The following is a 16,872-nucleotide window of genomic DNA, read 5'->3' on the forward strand; positions in this document are numbered from 1 at the left end:
AATAAGCATTGTTTTACCCAATTATACTTTAGACTTTTTAAAGCCTTATGCCTAAAGACACCTCCATACGCTCAGTACTAATTATCGGATCAGGACCTATCATCATTGGTCAGGCTTGCGAATTTGATTATTCGGGATCACAAGCCGCCCTTTCTTTAAAGGAAGAAGGTATTGAAGTATCCATTATCAACTCGAACCCCGCAACGATCATGACCGACAAGGTCATTGGGGACCATGTTTATCTTTGGCCTTTAACAGTAGACTCGATCGAGCAGATTTTGCAGGAACGGAAGATTGATGCGGTATTGCCTACTATGGGTGGACAAACGGCATTGAATCTATGTATCGAAGCCTCCGAACGCGGAATTTGGGATAAATACGATGTTAAGGTGATTGGCGTTGACGTCGCGGCAATCGAAAAAACTGAAAACCGTGAAGCATTCCGTCAGTTAATGGTTGATATCGGTGTAGGTGTGGCCACTTCAAAAATTGCGAACTCCTTCCTTGAAGGTAAAGAGGCTGCGCAGGAAATTGGCTATCCATTGGTTATCCGCCCTTCTTACACCTTGGGTGGCTTTGGTGGCGGTTTCGTACACAAGAAAGAAGAATTTGATCAGGCACTGAAACGCGGATTAGAAGCTTCTCCAACACACGAGGTTTTGGTAGAACAGGCTGTATTGGGCTGGAAAGAATACGAATTGGAGCTATTACGAGATAGTAATGACAATGTGATTATCATCTGCTCTATTGAAAACTTCGATCCAATGGGTATCCATACTGGTGATTCCATCACTGTGGCACCTGCAATGACATTATCTGATCGTTGTTATCAAGATATGCGTAACCAGGCCATCAAAATGATGCGCGCGATAGGAAACTTCGCCGGTGGTTGTAACGTTCAGTTTTCTGTAAATCCGGATAATGACGAGATCATCGCCATCGAGATTAACCCAAGGGTTTCCCGCTCATCGGCTCTGGCAAGTAAGGCTACCGGATACCCAATTGCTAAAATAGCCGCTAAACTGGCTATCGGTTATAACCTGGATGAACTGGAAAACCAAATTACAAAAACTACATCTGCATATTTCGAACCTACACTTGATTACGTGATCGTAAAAGTTCCTCGCTGGAACTTCGATAAGTTTAAAGGTGCAAATACAGAACTTGGCCTTCAGATGAAATCTGTAGGTGAGGTCATGGCTATCGGACGTACTTTTATCGAAGCCATACAGAAAGCTTGTCAGAGCTTGGAAATCGGCAGGGCAGGATTAGGTGCTGACGGCAAACATAACCGCAGCATTGAAGAAATCATGCACGGCCTTGAGCATCCAAGCTGGAACCGCTTATTCCTGATCAAAGATGCGATGAGCATGGGTGTACCTCTGGAATCCATCCGTAAAGTAACACGTATTGATAAATGGTTCCTTTCTCAGATCCATGAGCTTGTACAACTGGAAGTAGAACTAAAACGCTATTCGCTGAATAACATCCCTAAGGATTTCTTCTTTACCCTTAAACAAAAAGGCTTCTCAGATATACAGATCGCTTACCTGCTTGGAAATGTAACGGAAGATGAGGTTTACGAACGCAGAAAATCATTAGGAATCAGACGCGTTTATAAAATGGTTGATACCTGCGCAGCAGAGTTTGCTGCACAGACCCCATATTATTATTCCACATTTGAAGAAGAGAACGAGTCTGTCCGTTCCGATAAAAAGAAAGTGATCGTTTTAGGATCAGGTCCTAACCGTATTGGTCAGGGAATTGAATTTGATTATTCTTGCGTACACGGATTACTTGCAGCCAAAGAAACGGGTTTTGAAGCCATCATGATCAACTGTAACCCTGAAACGGTCTCTACCGATTTCAATATGGCAGATAAGTTATACTTTGAGCCGGTATTCTGGGAGCACGTGCGTGAGATTATAGAACTGGAAGACCCTATCGGAGTTGTCGTTCAACTTGGTGGACAAACTGCCCTGAAAATGGCAGAAAAACTCCATGAAAATGGAATCAAGATCATCGGTACTTCTTATAACGATATGGATGTGGCTGAAGACAGGGGCCGTTTCTCTGACCTCCTGAAAGAACTTGAAATCCCATACCCTCGATACGGAGTGGCTGAGAATGCTGAGGAAGCTATTGTTGTCGCCAATGAAGTAGGTTATCCTGTTTTAGTCAGACCTAGTTATGTATTGGGTGGACAAGGTATGAGCATAGTCATCAATGATGAAGACCTGGAGAAAGCGGTTGTCAAACTACTGGGCGATCTTCCGGGAAACCGAGTCCTGATTGATCACTTCCTGGACAGGGCAGAGGAAACCGAGTCAGATTCTATTTGTGATGGTGAGGATGTACATATCGTAGGTTTGATGGAGCATATCGAACCTGCAGGAATCCATTCGGGAGACTCGAGTGCCGTATTGCCGCCTTTCAGTTTATCTGAAAAAGTCATTGCCGATATGGAAGCTTATTCTAAAAAGATTGCGAAGGCCTTGAATGTGATTGGACTATTGAACATCCAATTTGCAGTAAAAGACGAAAAGGTATATGTGATTGAGGCCAATCCAAGAGCGTCAAGAACTGTTCCGTTCATCGCCAAGGCTTATGATGTACCTTACATTAATATTGCTGCCAAGGTCATGTTAGGGGTAAATAAGCTGAAAGATTTCAGTATAGAGCGTAAACTTGTAGGCTATGCAATTAAAGAGCCGGTATTCTCATTCTATAAATTCCCTGAAGTCACAAAAGAATTGGGTCCTGAAATGAAATCGACAGGAGAGGCAATAAGATTTATCAAGGATACTGAAGATCCTTACTTCAGAAAGCTGATCAAAGACAAATCGATGTACTTATCTAAATAATATAAAGAGTCCCGAAAGGGACTTTTTTTTGCCCGATATGCTGAACGCATCTCTTTGGTTAAATAGTTGTTGATATAAGGATGATGCTGTTAATGTTTTCCCCAGATTCTGGTGTTTAAGTCTAATTCAGCTACGATATCATACATGAAGCGGATCACATCAATATCTTTCTGCCAGTTATTGGCGTTAAGCAGGCTTTTGAATTGCGGGGGTTCAAAATAGTTTTTGTCGAGTGGAAACGCGATATACATATAGCTGTCGATAAAAGACACTGAGATGGTATATTTACTTTTACTTTCCAATTGACAAAGGCGCTCCATCATTGCTGGAGTAAGGATATATCTGGCTTCAATCTGATCGGTAGAATAGGTTACAAAGCATTTACTAAAGTCGGGGTTTTCCAGTTTGACCATGCTACTTCCTGACGAGAAAATAGGCATATTTTCGGAAAACCAGTTGCTGATGCTGCTACCAATATCCTTTGGTCTAATGACGGTTATGCCTTTGAAGTGTTTATTGAAATCGGCGCAAAAAATGATTCCCTTGAAGATGTCATGCCATTCGACTCGTCTGCCATTTTTTGTCTGTGTCACTGTCTTATATTCTGCATGCACCTCAGAAAAAGCAAATCTAGTCTTTCCCGCAGATCCTGTGATCTGATCTTCACTGGAGTAACGGTCTGGCCGGGTGTTGAATAGTTGAGAATGGATAAAGTTTCCCTCTGAAAGTCCTTGTTGATAGTCAATTTCGAGGGATTGATCAATAGATTTCATGGCCCCGGCGATAATCTTTAGCTTGAATTCGTGTCTATATTGTTCGAAAAGGCGACTTCCCCTATTAAGCGCAATAAAGCCAAATACGAATGCGACCAAGGCAGGAATTAAACCAAAAAGGAGGAAGTCAGAGAAGATGAAACCTGCCGCAGCAAACAATATTCCTGCGCCAATAAAGATATAGCCTTTTGTTTTTAAATATGCTAAAGCTTTTCTTTGGATCTCAAGCGCATCAATGCTGGGCTGTAATCCTTCAATTATGGTCATTTTAGCTACTAAAAAGCGTCTTTGCACTGATGTTCTTGCGCTCCTCTTCGGTATTTTCCAATACCTGCATTGTCTGATAGTTAAGCATGCCTGCGAATAGATTACCTGGAAACATCATAATGGCATTATTATATTCGGTAACCGCTGCATTATATGTCCTTCTTGCCGCAGCAATTTGTTCTTCACTTTCAGTCCATGTGCTTTGCAGATGTAAAAAGTTTTGATTCGCCTTTAAGTCTGGGTAGTTTTCCACATTGACCATTAATCCTCTTACGCCGGAAGTCAACTGTTTATCCAATTCTAGTTTTTGCGTGGTAGTTAAGTTTGCTTCACCGGCCTGAGCACGTAGTTCAACTACTTTGGTCAGCAGTCCGCTTTCGTATTGCATGTACTGTTTCAAAGTATCCACCAGGTTTGGCAAAAGATCAAAACGTTTTTTTAACATGACGTCAATAGCAGAGAATGTATTAGTAACTTGATTTTTTTTGCCGATCAATGAATTATAGATTCCAATTCCGATAATTAACAGAATGACGATGGCAACAGCGATTAATATCATTTTAGAGGTCTAAGAGGTTGTGAATATAAAAGTAATAAATGTCTGCCTTTAAAACAAAAAATCCTCGCTACCTTACGATAACGAGGATAATCATCCCTATTGTTATCATCAAACATAAATGCCTGCTGATATTAACCTATATTCAATTAGTGCGCCGGAAATTTTTAGGTTTTATATCTCGTTGTATTTTAGTTGGTTATGTTTTGTTTTTATGGAGAGCCAAAAATATCAACGGGAAAACATATCCCCATAACGGGGAAATACAAAGTGAATTTACGCGCCTGTTTTTTTCTTGTGAAGTCTTTACCCGAAAAGTATAGCGAATATGTCCTCTATTTTACTTACTGGCTTTAGTTCTATGTTATACTTTTTTGAAACCAGTCCTTTCAGATTATAGTTAGAGATGAATATTTTTTCAAATCCTAACTTCTCAGCTTCCATGATTCTTTGCTCAATTCGGTTAACCGCCCTGATTTCACCAGATAGGCCTACTTCAGCGGCAAAACATAACTTTGAAGAAATTGAAATTTCTTCGTGGGAAGAAATGATGGCTACCAATATCGCAAGATCGATTGCTGGATCTTCCACTTTAATTCCTCCTGCTATATTTAAAAAAACATCACGTGTACTCAATCTAAAACCGCATCGTTTTTCCAGTACAGCCAGGAGCATATTCATTCGTTTTGTATCAAAGCCATTCGCAGAGCGCTGAGGCGTCCCGTATGCCGCTGTACTAACGAGCGCCTGGGTTTCAATCAGCATTGGCCTAGCTCCTTCCAGTGTCGCTGATATGGCAATTCCAGTTAACTCTTCATCTCTTTGCGAAAGCAGAATTTCTGATGGATTGGAGACTTGTCTCAGGCCGTTTCCATGCATTGCATAGATCCCCAATTCGGCAGCCGCACCAAAGCGGTTTTTTATGGATCTAAGAATCCTGTATACGTGATGTCGGTCTCCTTCAAATTGGAGCACGGTGTCTACCATATGTTCAAGTATTTTAGGCCCTGCTATGGTTCCGTCTTTTGTGATATGACCTATGAGAAATACAGGCGTATCTGTTTCTTTTGCAAAACGTAAAAGTTCAGCAGTACACTCCCTGACCTGTGAAACGCTACCAGGGGTGGATTCTATATGAGCGGAATGAAGAGTTTGTATAGAATCTACAATAATGATATCAGGACTGAGGTCCTCGATTTGTTTGAAAATATTCTGGGTTGAGGTTTCCGTTAATATGTAACAATTTGCTTTTGGGTTCGGTGTGATCCGCTCAGCACGCATTTTGATTTGTTGTTCACTCTCCTCACCCGAAATGTATAATATTTTTTTACCTGAAATATTTAAGGCCAGTTGAAGCATGAGTGTTGACTTTCCAATCCCGGGTTCACCTCCAATAAGGATAACAGAGCCAGCTACCAATCCCCCACCTAATACACGGTCAAGTTCCTGATCTCCGGTAGATATTCGCTCTTCACTAATGGTTTTTATTTCTTCTACTTTAGCTGGCTTATTTGTCCGCTGCGTTCCTGCAGTTGTTTTCCAGCTAGGCACTTTAGCATTTGGTTTTTCAATGATTTCTTCAACAAAAGTGTTCCACTCATTACAAGAGGGGCATTTGCCGAGCCATTTCGCAGATTCATATCCGCAGTTCTGACAAAAATATGCCGATTTAGTTTTAGCCATTTTGTATTTGATTTAATGGGGTAACTGTTTCTGCGAATTTATAGTTTATTTATAAATAAACAGGCCTGATCACAATCATGTGATCAGGCCTGTTGAGCAGTGAGCTTCGTTTACAATTTGATCTCTTCATCCTTTGATGATAGAAAATGAAATTCAGTAAGGTTGTAGGAAGAAACCGATCTGATCTTTATTCGCTGACCAAATTTGAAGAACCATTTCCATTGTAAAGAAATGAAACCTTTTTTAATAAATGCTTCAATGTAAGGATGTACACAAAGCGTAATATTTTTTTCATTTTGCTCTTGCAAAATATAGGTGAGGTTATTTTCGATGTCATCCATCAATACAATACTCGCCTTGATTTCCCCGGTACCATCACAGGTCGGGCATTTTTCACTTGTGACAATGTTCATTTCAGGCCGAACACGTTGGCGTGTAATTTGAACAAGGCCAAATTTACTTGGAGGAAGGATCGTATGTTTTGCACGGTCCAACAACATCAGGTCCTTTAGGTAGTCAAATAACATTTTCCGGTTCACCGGTTTGTGCATATCAATAAAATCAATAACTACAATACCCCCCATATCACGTAAACGCAATTGGCGTGCAATTTCTTTTGCAGCTTCTTTATTTACCTGTAATGCATTTTCCTCTTGATTCTCCTTACTTGCAGTTCTGTTTCCGCTGTTTACGTCAATGACGTGGAGAGCCTCGGTGTGTTCTACAACAAGGTAAGCCCCACCGGCCAGATTTACAGTCTTTCCAAAGGAGTTTTTGATTTGTTTCTCTATGCCAAAATGTTCGAAGATCGGTTCCTTATGTTTGTAGAGTTTTACAATTTTCTCCATTTCTGGAGAAATCTCATGAACATAAGATCGGATATCTTCGAAAAGACCATTGTCATTAACATATACATTTGTGAAATCCGTACTTAAGATATCCCTGATTAGGGTGGAGGTGCGATCCATTTCTCCCCATACTCGTTTAGATGGCTCAGCGTCAGGAAGCTTCTTAATGAAATTTTCCCATTTCGTTACAGAGTCAAGTAAATCTTTCTGGAGTTCAGCAACTCCTTTTCCTTCGGAAACGGTTCGGATGATTACCCCAAAATTCTTAGGTTTAATACTTTCAATAATCTTTTTTAGACGATTACGTTCGGTATTGCTCTTTATCTTTTTGGATATAGAAATCACATTTGAAAAAGGAACCAATACAATGTACCTTCCAGCTATTGACAGGTCTGAACTCAAACGAGGACCTTTAGTGGAAATTGGCTCTTTCGCGATCTGTACTGGTAATACAAGGTTCTTGCTTACCACCTCAGATATTTTTCCGGCTTTATTGATATCCCCCTCTAACTTAAAGTTATCCAGTAAAGTACCATTAACCGAGCCATTACGCTTGATTTTAGTGAGCTTAATCAAAGATTGAACCTGTGGACCCAGATCAAAATAATGCAGGAACGCATCTTTTTCATAACCAACATCTACAAACGCAGCATTCAGGCCCGGCATAATTTTCTTTATACGGCCTAAATAGATGTCGCCTACAGCGTAGTTATTATTGATCTGTTCTTTATGAAGTTCTACAAGGTGTTTATCTTCAACTAAAGCAATGGTTACTCCCAGCGGAGAGGAATCTATAATTAGTTCTTTTACCAAAAGCTACAGATTTTAAGGCATTGAAGCCCAATTAACACATGGACAATAAAAAACTATGCAACCAAAAATTTAGGCTATGATCAGATCGTAGCCTAAATTTTTGAAGCATTACATTAAGAAATTATTTTTTCTTATGTCTGTTTTTTCTTAAACGTTTTTTACGTTTGTGTGTAGCCATTTTATGTCTTTTTCTTTTTTTACCGCTTGGCATAATTTTAAAGTTTAAATATTTTTATAAATCTGTTTATTAATTTTTACTGTTTAGCTCCAGCACCTTATCATCTATGAATTTAGATAATGTTGGATTTGAAGCAAGTTTTTTGCTTTTCAAATAGGCATCAACAGCTTCACTGTTTCTTCCAAGATTCTCATATGCAGTACCTAAGTAAAAGTAAGCATCAGGACTTGCCTTAATGGCAATAATATTTTTAAACCTGATGATCGCCTTGTCAAATTGACCGGATTTGATCGCAAATGTTCCTAAGCTCATATTGGCTTTAAGGTTTTTTGGATCTCTTTTCACCACATCCATCAGCATTGCGATTCCTTGCATTGGCATTCCCATTCCATTGACAATGGTAATTCCAAGTCCTGTTTTGGCATCATTACTAGTTGAGTCTATCGTTGCAGCATTTTTAAAAGCTGAATTGGCTTTTTGAAGCAGGGAAGGAAGTAATACGCTGTCCCGGGTGTTGTCAAAAGCTTTCAAAAACTGATCTCCTGCGCTTAACCAGGTATCTAGGCTAGAGACTTTATTTGCCACAATTTCTAGATATAACGCACTCTGAACAGGTTGCTCAACATCGTCCCACTTTTTAGCCAGAATTTTAGCAACCGCAGCCTGATCTTGTTCTGCTGCGGTCTTATACTGTTTTTCGAGTGTGCCGATTTCTGCTGCAACACTGGAAGCTAAAGTGCTTTTTGCTGCCTCCGAGATTTCAGTCAGATTAATTTGAGATGAAACCTCTTGCGTTAGTTCTCTGCCAGCTGAAACAGCGCCGGTTTCCTGTTTCGGCTTTACCAGGCCTTTGATATCCCGGCTAAACAAAAACGCAGTTAGCAATACCATTGCAACTGTTATCATTACTTGTTTTGACCGGATACTATTCAGCATATTGGAATTAAGCTTCTACGCTTACTTTTTTGGAGTTGTTCTTTACCTTATCAACAAATACTTTTGCTGGTTTAAAACTAGGAACAAAGTGTTCTGGGATAATGATCGCAGTGTTTTTAGAAATATTTCTAGCGGTCTTTTGTGCTCTCTTTTTTACAACAAAACTACCAAAACCTCTTACATATACATTCTCTCCACCGATCATGCTATTCTTGATCACTTTGAAAAATGCTTCAACGGTCTCTTGTACATCTACCTTTTCAATTCCTGTTTTCGTTGATATTTCTGAAATAATATCTGCCTTAGTCATATTCTCTATTAATTTATTTATATGTATTATATACTTTATAAGTGTTTTGGGGTTGCAAAAGTATTGCTTTTTAATGAGATAGGAAAATAAAAGATGATTTATTTGTTAAGTCTTCTATCAGGGAATTGCAAGTTTTATGAATAAGGGTGTATTTTTGTACTTATGGCTTTTCAAAAGGAAATTGTAAACTGGTATTTGAGGAACAAAAGAGACTTGCCCTGGAGGAATACCAGGGATCCTTATGTAATTTGGCTCTCTGAAATTATTTTACAGCAAACGAGGGTAGAGCAAGGATTACCGTACTTTAATCGTTTTCTCGAAGCTTATCCTACAGTAGTGGATTTCGCTAATGCAAGCGAAACCCAGGTGCTCAAGCTTTGGCAAGGTTTGGGCTACTATTCCAGAGGTAGAAATATGCTGTACACCGCAAAGCAAATCGTAGAACTTTATCAGGGGGCTTTTCCTGTAAACTACGCAGCCCTTATTCAGTTAAAAGGGGTGGGAGATTATACCGCTGCTGCAATATCTTCATTTTCTTCCGACGAGATGAAGCCTGTCGTGGATGGCAATGTTTTTCGTGTGCTGTCTCGTTATTTTGGAATAGAAACTGCAATTAACAGCACCGCTGGCAAAAAGCAATTCCTTGATTTGGCCAACGAATTGATTGAGGGTCAATTACCGTCTTTATACAATCAGGCGATCATGGAATTTGGAGCCCTACAATGTAAACCCAAGTCCCCTGACTGCAGTGTTTGCCCATTACAGTCCAGTTGTTATGCCAGGAAGATGGATGTAGTTTCAATGCTTCCTGTCAAGGAAAAGAAGTTGAAAAAGCGCATACGTTATTTCAATTATTTTGTTTGTACTAAAGACCAGGAACTGCTGGTCAAGAGACGTGGTGCAGGTGATATATGGCAGGAGCTCTATGATTTTCCACTCATCGAGTCCGGCAGACCTTATTATGAGATGGAGGAAGAATTCATGTCTTTACTAAGGAAATCGTTTGGTGCTGAAGTGCTTATTAAGGTTCTTGATCAAAAAAAACACTTATTGACACACCAAACTATATATGTTCAATTTTTTGCTTTAGATAATTATATCATTAACTTTAATCAGAATGCAGAAATAAAATGGGTTACATTGACTGAGTTCGACACATTGCCGCAACCGAAGGTCATCACCAATTTTATCAGTTCCTATTCATTAAATTAGTAAAAGCAGAATTCATGTCAGGTATTAACAAAGTTATTTTAGTAGGGCATTTGGGCAAAGATCCAGAAGTCAGACATTTAGATGGAGGTGTCACTGTTGCTAGTTTTCCATTAGCTACATCAGAGACTTATAACAAGGATGGCAAAAGAATAGAGCAAACCGAATGGCACAATATTGTCCTTTGGAGAGGACTTGCAGAAGTGGCGTCTAAGTATTTGACAAAGGGCAAACTGGTGTATATAGAAGGCAAGCTACGTACTCGATCCTTTGAAGACAGGGAGAAGATTAAAAAATATGTGACCGAAGTAGTCGCTGAAAACTTCACAATCCTGGGAAGAAAGAGTGATTTCGAGCAGACCCCAGCAAGTAGTGATAACACTACACCTAAAAGTGAAACAGATTACATTGATGATCCTTCTGGCGATCTGCCTTTTTAGCTTTCAGGGTAAGAATTTTATTCAACACAGAAAAGGCTATCAATACACAGATTTATCTCTATGTGCTGATAGCCTTTATCGATCTTTATGTTTTTTATTCAGCTACTCTGCTGTAATAGATATTTAATTTAATGCCTTTCTGTCCTGTGCCAGGTGCTCTGCTGTTAATTACTGAGCGTGCAGCTGAACTGATTGATGGTGTCAAATTATATTCTGTAAGTGAGCTTGGCGCTAAATAAGTGCCGTAGTCTTCAGTCTTGCCGTCTATTAAATCTTGTATATATGCAGTTACTGTAAAAATATATCTTTTGTTCGTTGAGTCGTAAAAACCGCCAAAAGCAGCTTCTGAGCCTGCATAACGATGGATTTCACCTCCTGTTGCACTTGGTGCATCGTTATCCGGGATATTCTTACGTTGTCCTGCAATGTCTAGCTTATAAAGTGCGAGCCTTTGGGCAGCGGTGAAAGGAGCTACATCAGTTCCATTATTCAGGTTTACGACCAATTCCGCTCTGTTGACAATTAGTTTCGCATTTGAATTACCAGCTTTTATCCTGGTGACGAAATCCTTTAAATCAGGGAAGGATATTTTACTTCTAATTCCTGCCATGGCATGTAAATAACTAACCGGGTAAGGACTTGCAGGTGTAGGTGCATCCAATTGGACCTTTACAGGAGTTCCAGTATAGTCGTGCTTGATCGTTGCTGCTACAGGGGTATTCGCAGTGCTGATGGGGAATTTAACAGAGACTGTATCTTTTAATGTCGATGTTGAAGCGTTTTGCTTTTTATAATAAATCTCTATGTTCGCATCCGCGCCAGAAAAGCCAAAGAATGCTATTCCTCCTTTTCCCGTACTCTTTGTCTTGTCCACACTTACTTGTAAGCCTTTAAAGGCAGCCCTGAATTTGCTATTGTTGGATCTTGTGGCGGAGTCCAGGTTCAGGATGTTGTTCTGTACAAAGGAGTTGAGAAGCTTGATCCTGAGTTGAGGAACAACTGTTTTTAAAGTATCAGCAGCGCCAGATACAATGTCACTGATCTTAACTGGAGTTTTAGGTTGGAGCTTGCCTTCAAAAGACCCTTGTGAGGTCGACGCTACGGCCCAGTCCCTATTGCTCAAAAATGACTTTTGCAAAGATAGGTCGGAGCTAAGTTGCTTAACCTGGAAAGCGTAGGTGGAGCTGGTAGTATCTCCATAAAACTGTGTTGAGTAAGGAAGCACCAATACCGCTGAATCTACAATAGCATCAGTACCGAAGCTATATCCATCACTTGGGAGGGTTACCGACATCACGATACTACCTTCAGTGTTTCCAAAGATAGGGTCGCCGTTGATGAAGCCCAGCGGGTATCTTGCAGCGCCGATTGTATTTACCGGTTCATCTGTCTCGGTCGTGGTATTTACGATGAGGCCATCTTCCAGTGTGCCTTCTATTTTGTCTCCCGGATCAGGTTCGAAACCTATAGTGTTAGTACTTTTACACGATGCAAAAAGAAAAAGACCTATTAACAGGGTCAATAAGTCTTGTTTTGTAAATTTCATATTTTTTATTAACCTGAGTTTATGCTATTGAAACCAATTCTTCGCTTGAAATCTCTTCATATAATGAATAGAAGTTGTCGAAATTTTCGGTTAAATTATAAGCTAAAGTTGGTTTATTAGAATCTTTAACAAATTTTAACACATTAGCATCCAGCTTTTCGTCAGCTAATACCACTGCATCTGAATAAGTTACCGCCCCAATGTGAAGTGCATTGCAATCCGCTTTCTCGAACACTTTAGTATCTTCTACAGTCATTGCATTCATTACTGCCTTTTTGTACAAGTCTGCGTTTAATGTTTCAGTGAAGCACTCCTCATAAATAGAGTATACTACTTTTGAATTTTTAAATGTAGGGTCGTTCTTATAAGTAGTTTTTATATACGCAGGCACAAGGGCTGTCATCCAGCCATGGCAGTGTACAATATCAGGAGACCAGCCTAATTTTTTTACTGTCTCAAGGGCGCCTTTGCAGAAGAAAATAGTTCTTTCGTCGTTATCTGCATAAAACTTGTTCTCTTTATCCCTGAATACATATTTGCGCTGGAAATAATCTTCGTTGTCAAGGAAATAAACCTGCATGCGGGCAGCCGGTATAGATGCTACCTTAATGATCAAAGGGTTGTCATTGTCATCAATGATGATGTTCATTCCTGAAAGGCGAATCACTTCGTGTAATCTGTTCCTTCTTTCGTTAATGTTCCCGAAGCGCGGCATCAAAATGCGGATCTCAAATCCTTTGTCCTGCATAGCCTGGGGTAACTGACGGGTAATTTCTGAAATCTTTGTGAGTTCAAGGAAAGGCGACATCTCGTGTGTAACAATCAGTAGCTTCGTTTTTGCCATCTCCATATTCGTAAATAAAAATTTATGTTAAAGAAAAGATTATCAAGGGGCAAAGGTAAGCAAAATAATAACATTTATCAATATAATACGCAAGATGTTTTGTTGGCAATGTATAAATAAGCAACTTTGGCATTTGAAATTTTACAAGCTGGTTTGAAAGTTATAAATACCGTTGCGGCGCTAAAGTCGTTGCTAGGGCCGATCCGGTCGGCCCAGCAGAAAATTGCCTTAGTGCCAACCATGGGTGCATTGCACAAGGGACATGTGTCTCTGATTGAGGTTGCCCAGCAGCATGCTGAAGTAGTCGTATGCAGTATTTTTGTAAATCCTACGCAATTTACAGATCCAAAAGATCTTGAAAAGTATCCCAGGCCACTGGAGCACGATATGGCTATGCTTGAACAATGCGGCTGTGATATCGTTTTTATGCCTTCAGTGAAGGAAATGTACCCGGGACCGGAAAACTGGCATATTGACCTTGGCCCGGCAGAGTTCCTGCTCGAAGGAGAATTTCGACGGGGACATTATCAGGGAGTGACCCAAATCGTCAAGAAGCTTTTTGATGTGGTTTCTCCTGATATAGCTTTCTTTGGACAAAAAGACTTCCAGCAGGTGCTGATGATCCAGCAAATGGTCAGCTATTTCAATTTATCAGTGCAAATCATTACCTGCCCCATTATCAGAGAAGAAGACGGCTTGGCAATGAGTTCCAGAAATATCCACCTCAACGCTCAGGATCGTCAAAATGCACTGGTGCTCAGCCGCGCCTTATATAATGTTAAAGATCATTTTGATCTTGGCCGAATACCTGAACTTGAAGCGAAGGCAAGGCAAATGATCGAAGCTACGCAGGGTGTAAAACTGGATTATTTTGTGATCGTTGATGGCCTCACACTAGAACCCGCGGAACTGCCTTATGGCAAACAGTTGGTTGCGCTTGTTGCTGCTAAAGTAGGAGAAACAAGGCTGATAGATAATATGATACTGGCTGAACAATAGACAGTCTATTCCTTTCATAAAATTACCTAACTTTGTTCCATGATTATCGAGATATTAAAATCGAAGATACACCGTGTTAAAGTAACACAGGCCGAGCTCAACTATGTTGGCAGTATTACCATTGATGAAGATTTGATGGATGCTGCACAAATCATAGCAAATGAAAAAGTACAGATTGTCAATAACAATAATGGCGAACGTTTTGAGACCTATGTGATCAAAGGCGAGCGTGGCACCGGTACAGTTTGTTTAAATGGCGCAACTGCCAGAAAGGTTCAGGTGGGCGATATTCTGATCATCATGTCCTACGGCTCCCTGCCAATTGAGGAAGCAAAAAAATACCATCCTATACTTGTATTTCCCGACGACAATAATCACTTGCTGAAGTAGGACATAAAACTATATTGAAAATAATACTATGCAGCCATAGCATTCTGTTTCAGAATTACATAAATTTGGCTTAACTTATTATTTTAGAATATATAATTATGCGATTTCAATTAAGTGAAGAACAATTGATGATACAGCAGGCAGCCAGGGATTTTGCACAAAATGAACTGAAGCCGGGTGTCATTGAGAGAGATGAGCACCAGAAATTTCCTGCTGAACAGGTTAAGAAATTGGGCGAGTTAGGCTTTTTGGGGATGATGGTGTCTGAGAAATATAGTGGCAGCGGGATGGATGCGCTTTCTTACGTGCTGGTAATGGAAGAATTGTCCAAAATAGATGCTTCTGCTTCTGTTGTGGTGTCGGTCAATAATTCCCTGGTCTGCTACGGATTGGAGGCTTATGGCTCTGAATTTCAGAAGGAAAAATATTTGAAACCGCTGGCATCAGGAGTGGAGATTGGGGCTTTTTGTTTGTCTGAACCGGAAGCAGGTTCAGATGCAACCTCACAACAAACTACAGCTGAAGATAAAGGTGACTATTATTTGTTGAACGGAACTAAGAACTGGATTACAAATGGCAGTACGGCATCTACTTATTTGGTAATCGCTCAGACAGACCGTTCGCTGAAGCACAAGGGGATCAATGCTTTTATTGTAGAAAAAGGAATGGAGGGTTTTACAATAGGACCTAAAGAAAATAAATTGGGCATCCGTGGTTCTGATACGCATTCCCTCATGTTTAATGATGTGAAAGTGCCTAAAGAAAACCGCATTGGTGAAGAAGGTTTTGGTTTTAAATTCGCGATGAAGACGCTGGAGGGCGGACGAATCGGTATTGCTGCCCAAGCGCTTGGCATCGCTGCTGGAGCATACGAATTAGCTTTAGCTTATGCGAAGGAAAGAAAATCTTTTGGAAAGCCGATTGCAGAGCACCAGGCAATCGCATTCAAGTTGGCTGATATGGCTACCCAGATAGAGGCTGCACGTCTACTTGTCCATAAGGCGGCATGGTTAAAAGATCAGGGACAGTCTTATACGCTTGCGGGGTCTATGGCCAAGCTTTACGCTTCAAAAGTTGCAATGGATGTGACAATAGAGGCGGTCCAAATCCATGGTGGATATGGCTTCGTAAAGGAATATCATGTAGAGCGCCTAATGCGCGATGCAAAGATCACCCAGATTTACGAAGGCACTTCCGAAATTCAAAAAGTAGTCATTTCCCGGGATATTTTGAGGTAAATTGACCATACAGGATCGTCACCTCCAGAGTAGAATAAGGGTGATGATCTTGTGATACTAATCTTTATCACTCCCGGCTATGGCGCCAAAAATTGCTTTGATAATGGCGACTACAATTGCCAGTATCGCCGCCGCTAAAAAGCCCGAGGTCGAGAATCCGGACATCATCCTGTCTACCAGCATGATCATGAGTACGCTGATGATAAATGACACGAGTCCCAATGTCAGGAAATTGATGGGAAAGGTTAGTATTCTTAAAATAAAGCCTATCGTTGCATTAGCAAGCGCAATTAAAAGGGCAGCGATCAATGCGCTGGTATAGCCATCTACTTCTACGCCTGGTACCAGTTTAGCACCCAGGAACACAGCTAGTCCCATTAATAAAATTTCTAAAATCAGTCGCATAATATTTAATTTAGTAAAATGGTTAAAAGTAATTTCAGGCTTTTTAGTGGAAAGTACATCAGTTGGGCAGTCTTTTTTTCAATTTGCCTGCTGCTGCTTACCGGATGTTTCTCATCAAATAGTAAGCCACTTTCCATCTGTTTTTCTTCAGATAGTACAAAAATTGAACTGAATAATGTAGATCGGGCAGGACTATGGCGTCTCAGTTCGCTTGAGTCCAGGGATTCATTATTAAAAGAATTGGTTGTAGTGCTTCAAAGCCCTTCCGAGGAGGATTCTCTGGCTATGGAGCTGCCTTTGTCTGGATATGTGACACTTAGTGACAGCAATGTAGTTTTTAAGCCTGACAGCCCCTTTGTGAAAGGTCGGGGGTACTTGGTTGTCACGCATTTGAATGCGAACTTTGCAGAGTTGAATGATGTCTTCCACGGAGAGATGAGCACACGCTTACAGCCCCTTCAAAAGTTGCTGGTCAGGTAATGCGTCTTTTTTTGAAAAATGCCGCTGAGGCTGTATAATGACGGTTATTTGGTAACGCGAACAAGATGAATAAAAATGAATGAAAAAAAAGTT

Annotated in this window: 16 protein-coding genes; 7 read left to right on the forward strand and 9 right to left on the reverse strand. The window is 40.4% G+C overall.

Features of this window, described 5'->3' with window-relative positions; genetic code table 11:
• Positions 1-47: 47 nt before the first annotated feature.
• Positions 48-2,864: a carbamoyl-phosphate synthase large subunit gene (gene carB, locus WAE59_RS13845; protein WP_337856572.1), complete on the forward strand. Its 2,817-nt coding sequence runs from the start codon at positions 48-50 to the stop codon at positions 2,862-2,864.
• A gap of 89 nt (positions 2,865-2,953) precedes the next feature.
• Here the strand turns inward: carB and WAE59_RS13850 are convergent, their stop codons facing one another.
• The 6 genes from WAE59_RS13850 to WAE59_RS13875 form a co-directional block, all read right to left on the reverse strand.
• Positions 2,954-3,904, reverse strand: a complete 951-nt coding sequence (locus WAE59_RS13850; RefSeq protein WP_337856573.1) for a DUF3137 domain-containing protein — start codon at positions 3,902-3,904, stop codon at positions 2,954-2,956.
• A gap of 1 nt (position 3,905) precedes the next feature.
• Positions 3,906-4,463, reverse strand: a complete 558-nt coding sequence (locus WAE59_RS13855) for a LemA family protein (protein WP_337856574.1) — start codon at positions 4,461-4,463, stop codon at positions 3,906-3,908.
• A gap of 303 nt (positions 4,464-4,766) precedes the next feature.
• Positions 4,767-6,143: a DNA repair protein RadA gene (radA, locus tag WAE59_RS13860; protein ID WP_337856575.1), complete on the reverse strand. Its 1,377-nt coding sequence runs from the start codon at positions 6,141-6,143 to the stop codon at positions 4,767-4,769.
• Positions 6,144-6,253: 110 nt separating this feature from the next.
• Positions 6,254-7,804 carry an Rne/Rng family ribonuclease gene (locus WAE59_RS13865; protein WP_337856576.1) on the reverse strand — a complete coding sequence of 517 codons (1,551 nt, stop codon included), beginning with the start codon at positions 7,802-7,804 and terminating at the stop codon, positions 6,254-6,256.
• A gap of 247 nt (positions 7,805-8,051) precedes the next feature.
• Positions 8,052-8,888 (reverse strand): tetratricopeptide repeat protein, encoded by an 837-nt coding sequence (locus WAE59_RS13870; protein WP_337856577.1) that lies wholly within the window; start codon positions 8,886-8,888, stop codon positions 8,052-8,054.
• 37 nt (positions 8,889-8,925) lie between these two features.
• On the reverse strand, positions 8,926-9,228 hold the full coding sequence (locus WAE59_RS13875; RefSeq protein WP_008240139.1) for an HU family DNA-binding protein: 303 nt from the start codon (positions 9,226-9,228) through the stop codon (positions 8,926-8,928).
• A 162-nt stretch (positions 9,229-9,390) separates the two neighbouring features.
• Between WAE59_RS13875 and mutY the strand changes: the two genes are divergently transcribed.
• Both mutY and WAE59_RS13885 read left to right on the forward strand, forming a co-directional pair.
• Positions 9,391-10,440 carry an A/G-specific adenine glycosylase gene (gene mutY / locus WAE59_RS13880; RefSeq protein ID WP_337856578.1) on the forward strand — a complete coding sequence of 350 codons (1,050 nt, stop codon included), beginning with the start codon at positions 9,391-9,393 and terminating at the stop codon, positions 10,438-10,440.
• Positions 10,441-10,454: 14 nt separating this feature from the next.
• A complete protein-coding gene (locus WAE59_RS13885; RefSeq protein ID WP_337856579.1) occupies positions 10,455-10,877 on the forward strand; it encodes a single-stranded DNA-binding protein in 423 nt (140 codons plus the stop codon).
• A 94-nt stretch (positions 10,878-10,971) separates the two neighbouring features.
• Here the strand turns inward: WAE59_RS13885 and WAE59_RS13890 are convergent, their stop codons facing one another.
• Positions 10,972-12,423, reverse strand: coding sequence for a DUF4270 domain-containing protein (locus tag WAE59_RS13890; RefSeq protein ID WP_337856580.1), 1,452 nt, complete (start codon positions 12,421-12,423; stop codon positions 10,972-10,974).
• A gap of 19 nt (positions 12,424-12,442) precedes the next feature.
• Positions 12,443-13,267: a glycogen/starch synthase gene (locus WAE59_RS13895; RefSeq protein ID WP_337857420.1), complete on the reverse strand. Its 825-nt coding sequence runs from the start codon at positions 13,265-13,267 to the stop codon at positions 12,443-12,445.
• Positions 13,268-13,420: 153 nt separating this feature from the next.
• On the opposite strand from WAE59_RS13895, the gene panC reads away from it, so the two are divergent.
• The 3 genes from panC (at position 13,421) to WAE59_RS13910 (ending at position 15,894) form a co-directional block, all read left to right on the forward strand.
• The gene (gene panC, locus WAE59_RS13900) at positions 13,421-14,266 is read left to right on the forward strand and encodes a pantoate--beta-alanine ligase (protein ID WP_337856581.1); all 846 of its coding nucleotides are present in this window, start codon (positions 13,421-13,423) and stop codon (positions 14,264-14,266) included.
• A 39-nt stretch (positions 14,267-14,305) separates the two neighbouring features.
• Positions 14,306-14,656 carry an aspartate 1-decarboxylase gene (panD, locus tag WAE59_RS13905; RefSeq protein WP_048907888.1) on the forward strand — a complete coding sequence of 117 codons (351 nt, stop codon included), beginning with the start codon at positions 14,306-14,308 and terminating at the stop codon, positions 14,654-14,656.
• A 98-nt stretch (positions 14,657-14,754) separates the two neighbouring features.
• Positions 14,755-15,894, forward strand: a complete 1,140-nt coding sequence (locus WAE59_RS13910) for an acyl-CoA dehydrogenase (protein ID WP_337856582.1) — start codon at positions 14,755-14,757, stop codon at positions 15,892-15,894.
• Positions 15,895-15,951: 57 nt separating this feature from the next.
• Here WAE59_RS13910 and WAE59_RS13915 read toward each other — a convergent pair whose 3' ends face one another.
• Positions 15,952-16,299: a phage holin family protein gene (locus WAE59_RS13915; protein WP_337856583.1), complete on the reverse strand. Its 348-nt coding sequence runs from the start codon at positions 16,297-16,299 to the stop codon at positions 15,952-15,954.
• 18 nt (positions 16,300-16,317) lie between these two features.
• Between WAE59_RS13915 and WAE59_RS13920 the strand changes: the two genes are divergently transcribed.
• The gene (locus WAE59_RS13920) at positions 16,318-16,779 is read left to right on the forward strand and encodes a hypothetical protein (protein WP_337856584.1); all 462 of its coding nucleotides are present in this window, start codon (positions 16,318-16,320) and stop codon (positions 16,777-16,779) included.
• Positions 16,780-16,872: the final 93 nt, after the last annotated feature.

The organism is Pedobacter sp. GR22-6 (assembly GCF_037402555.1).
Classification (GTDB): Bacteria; Bacteroidota; Bacteroidia; order Sphingobacteriales; family Sphingobacteriaceae; genus Pedobacter.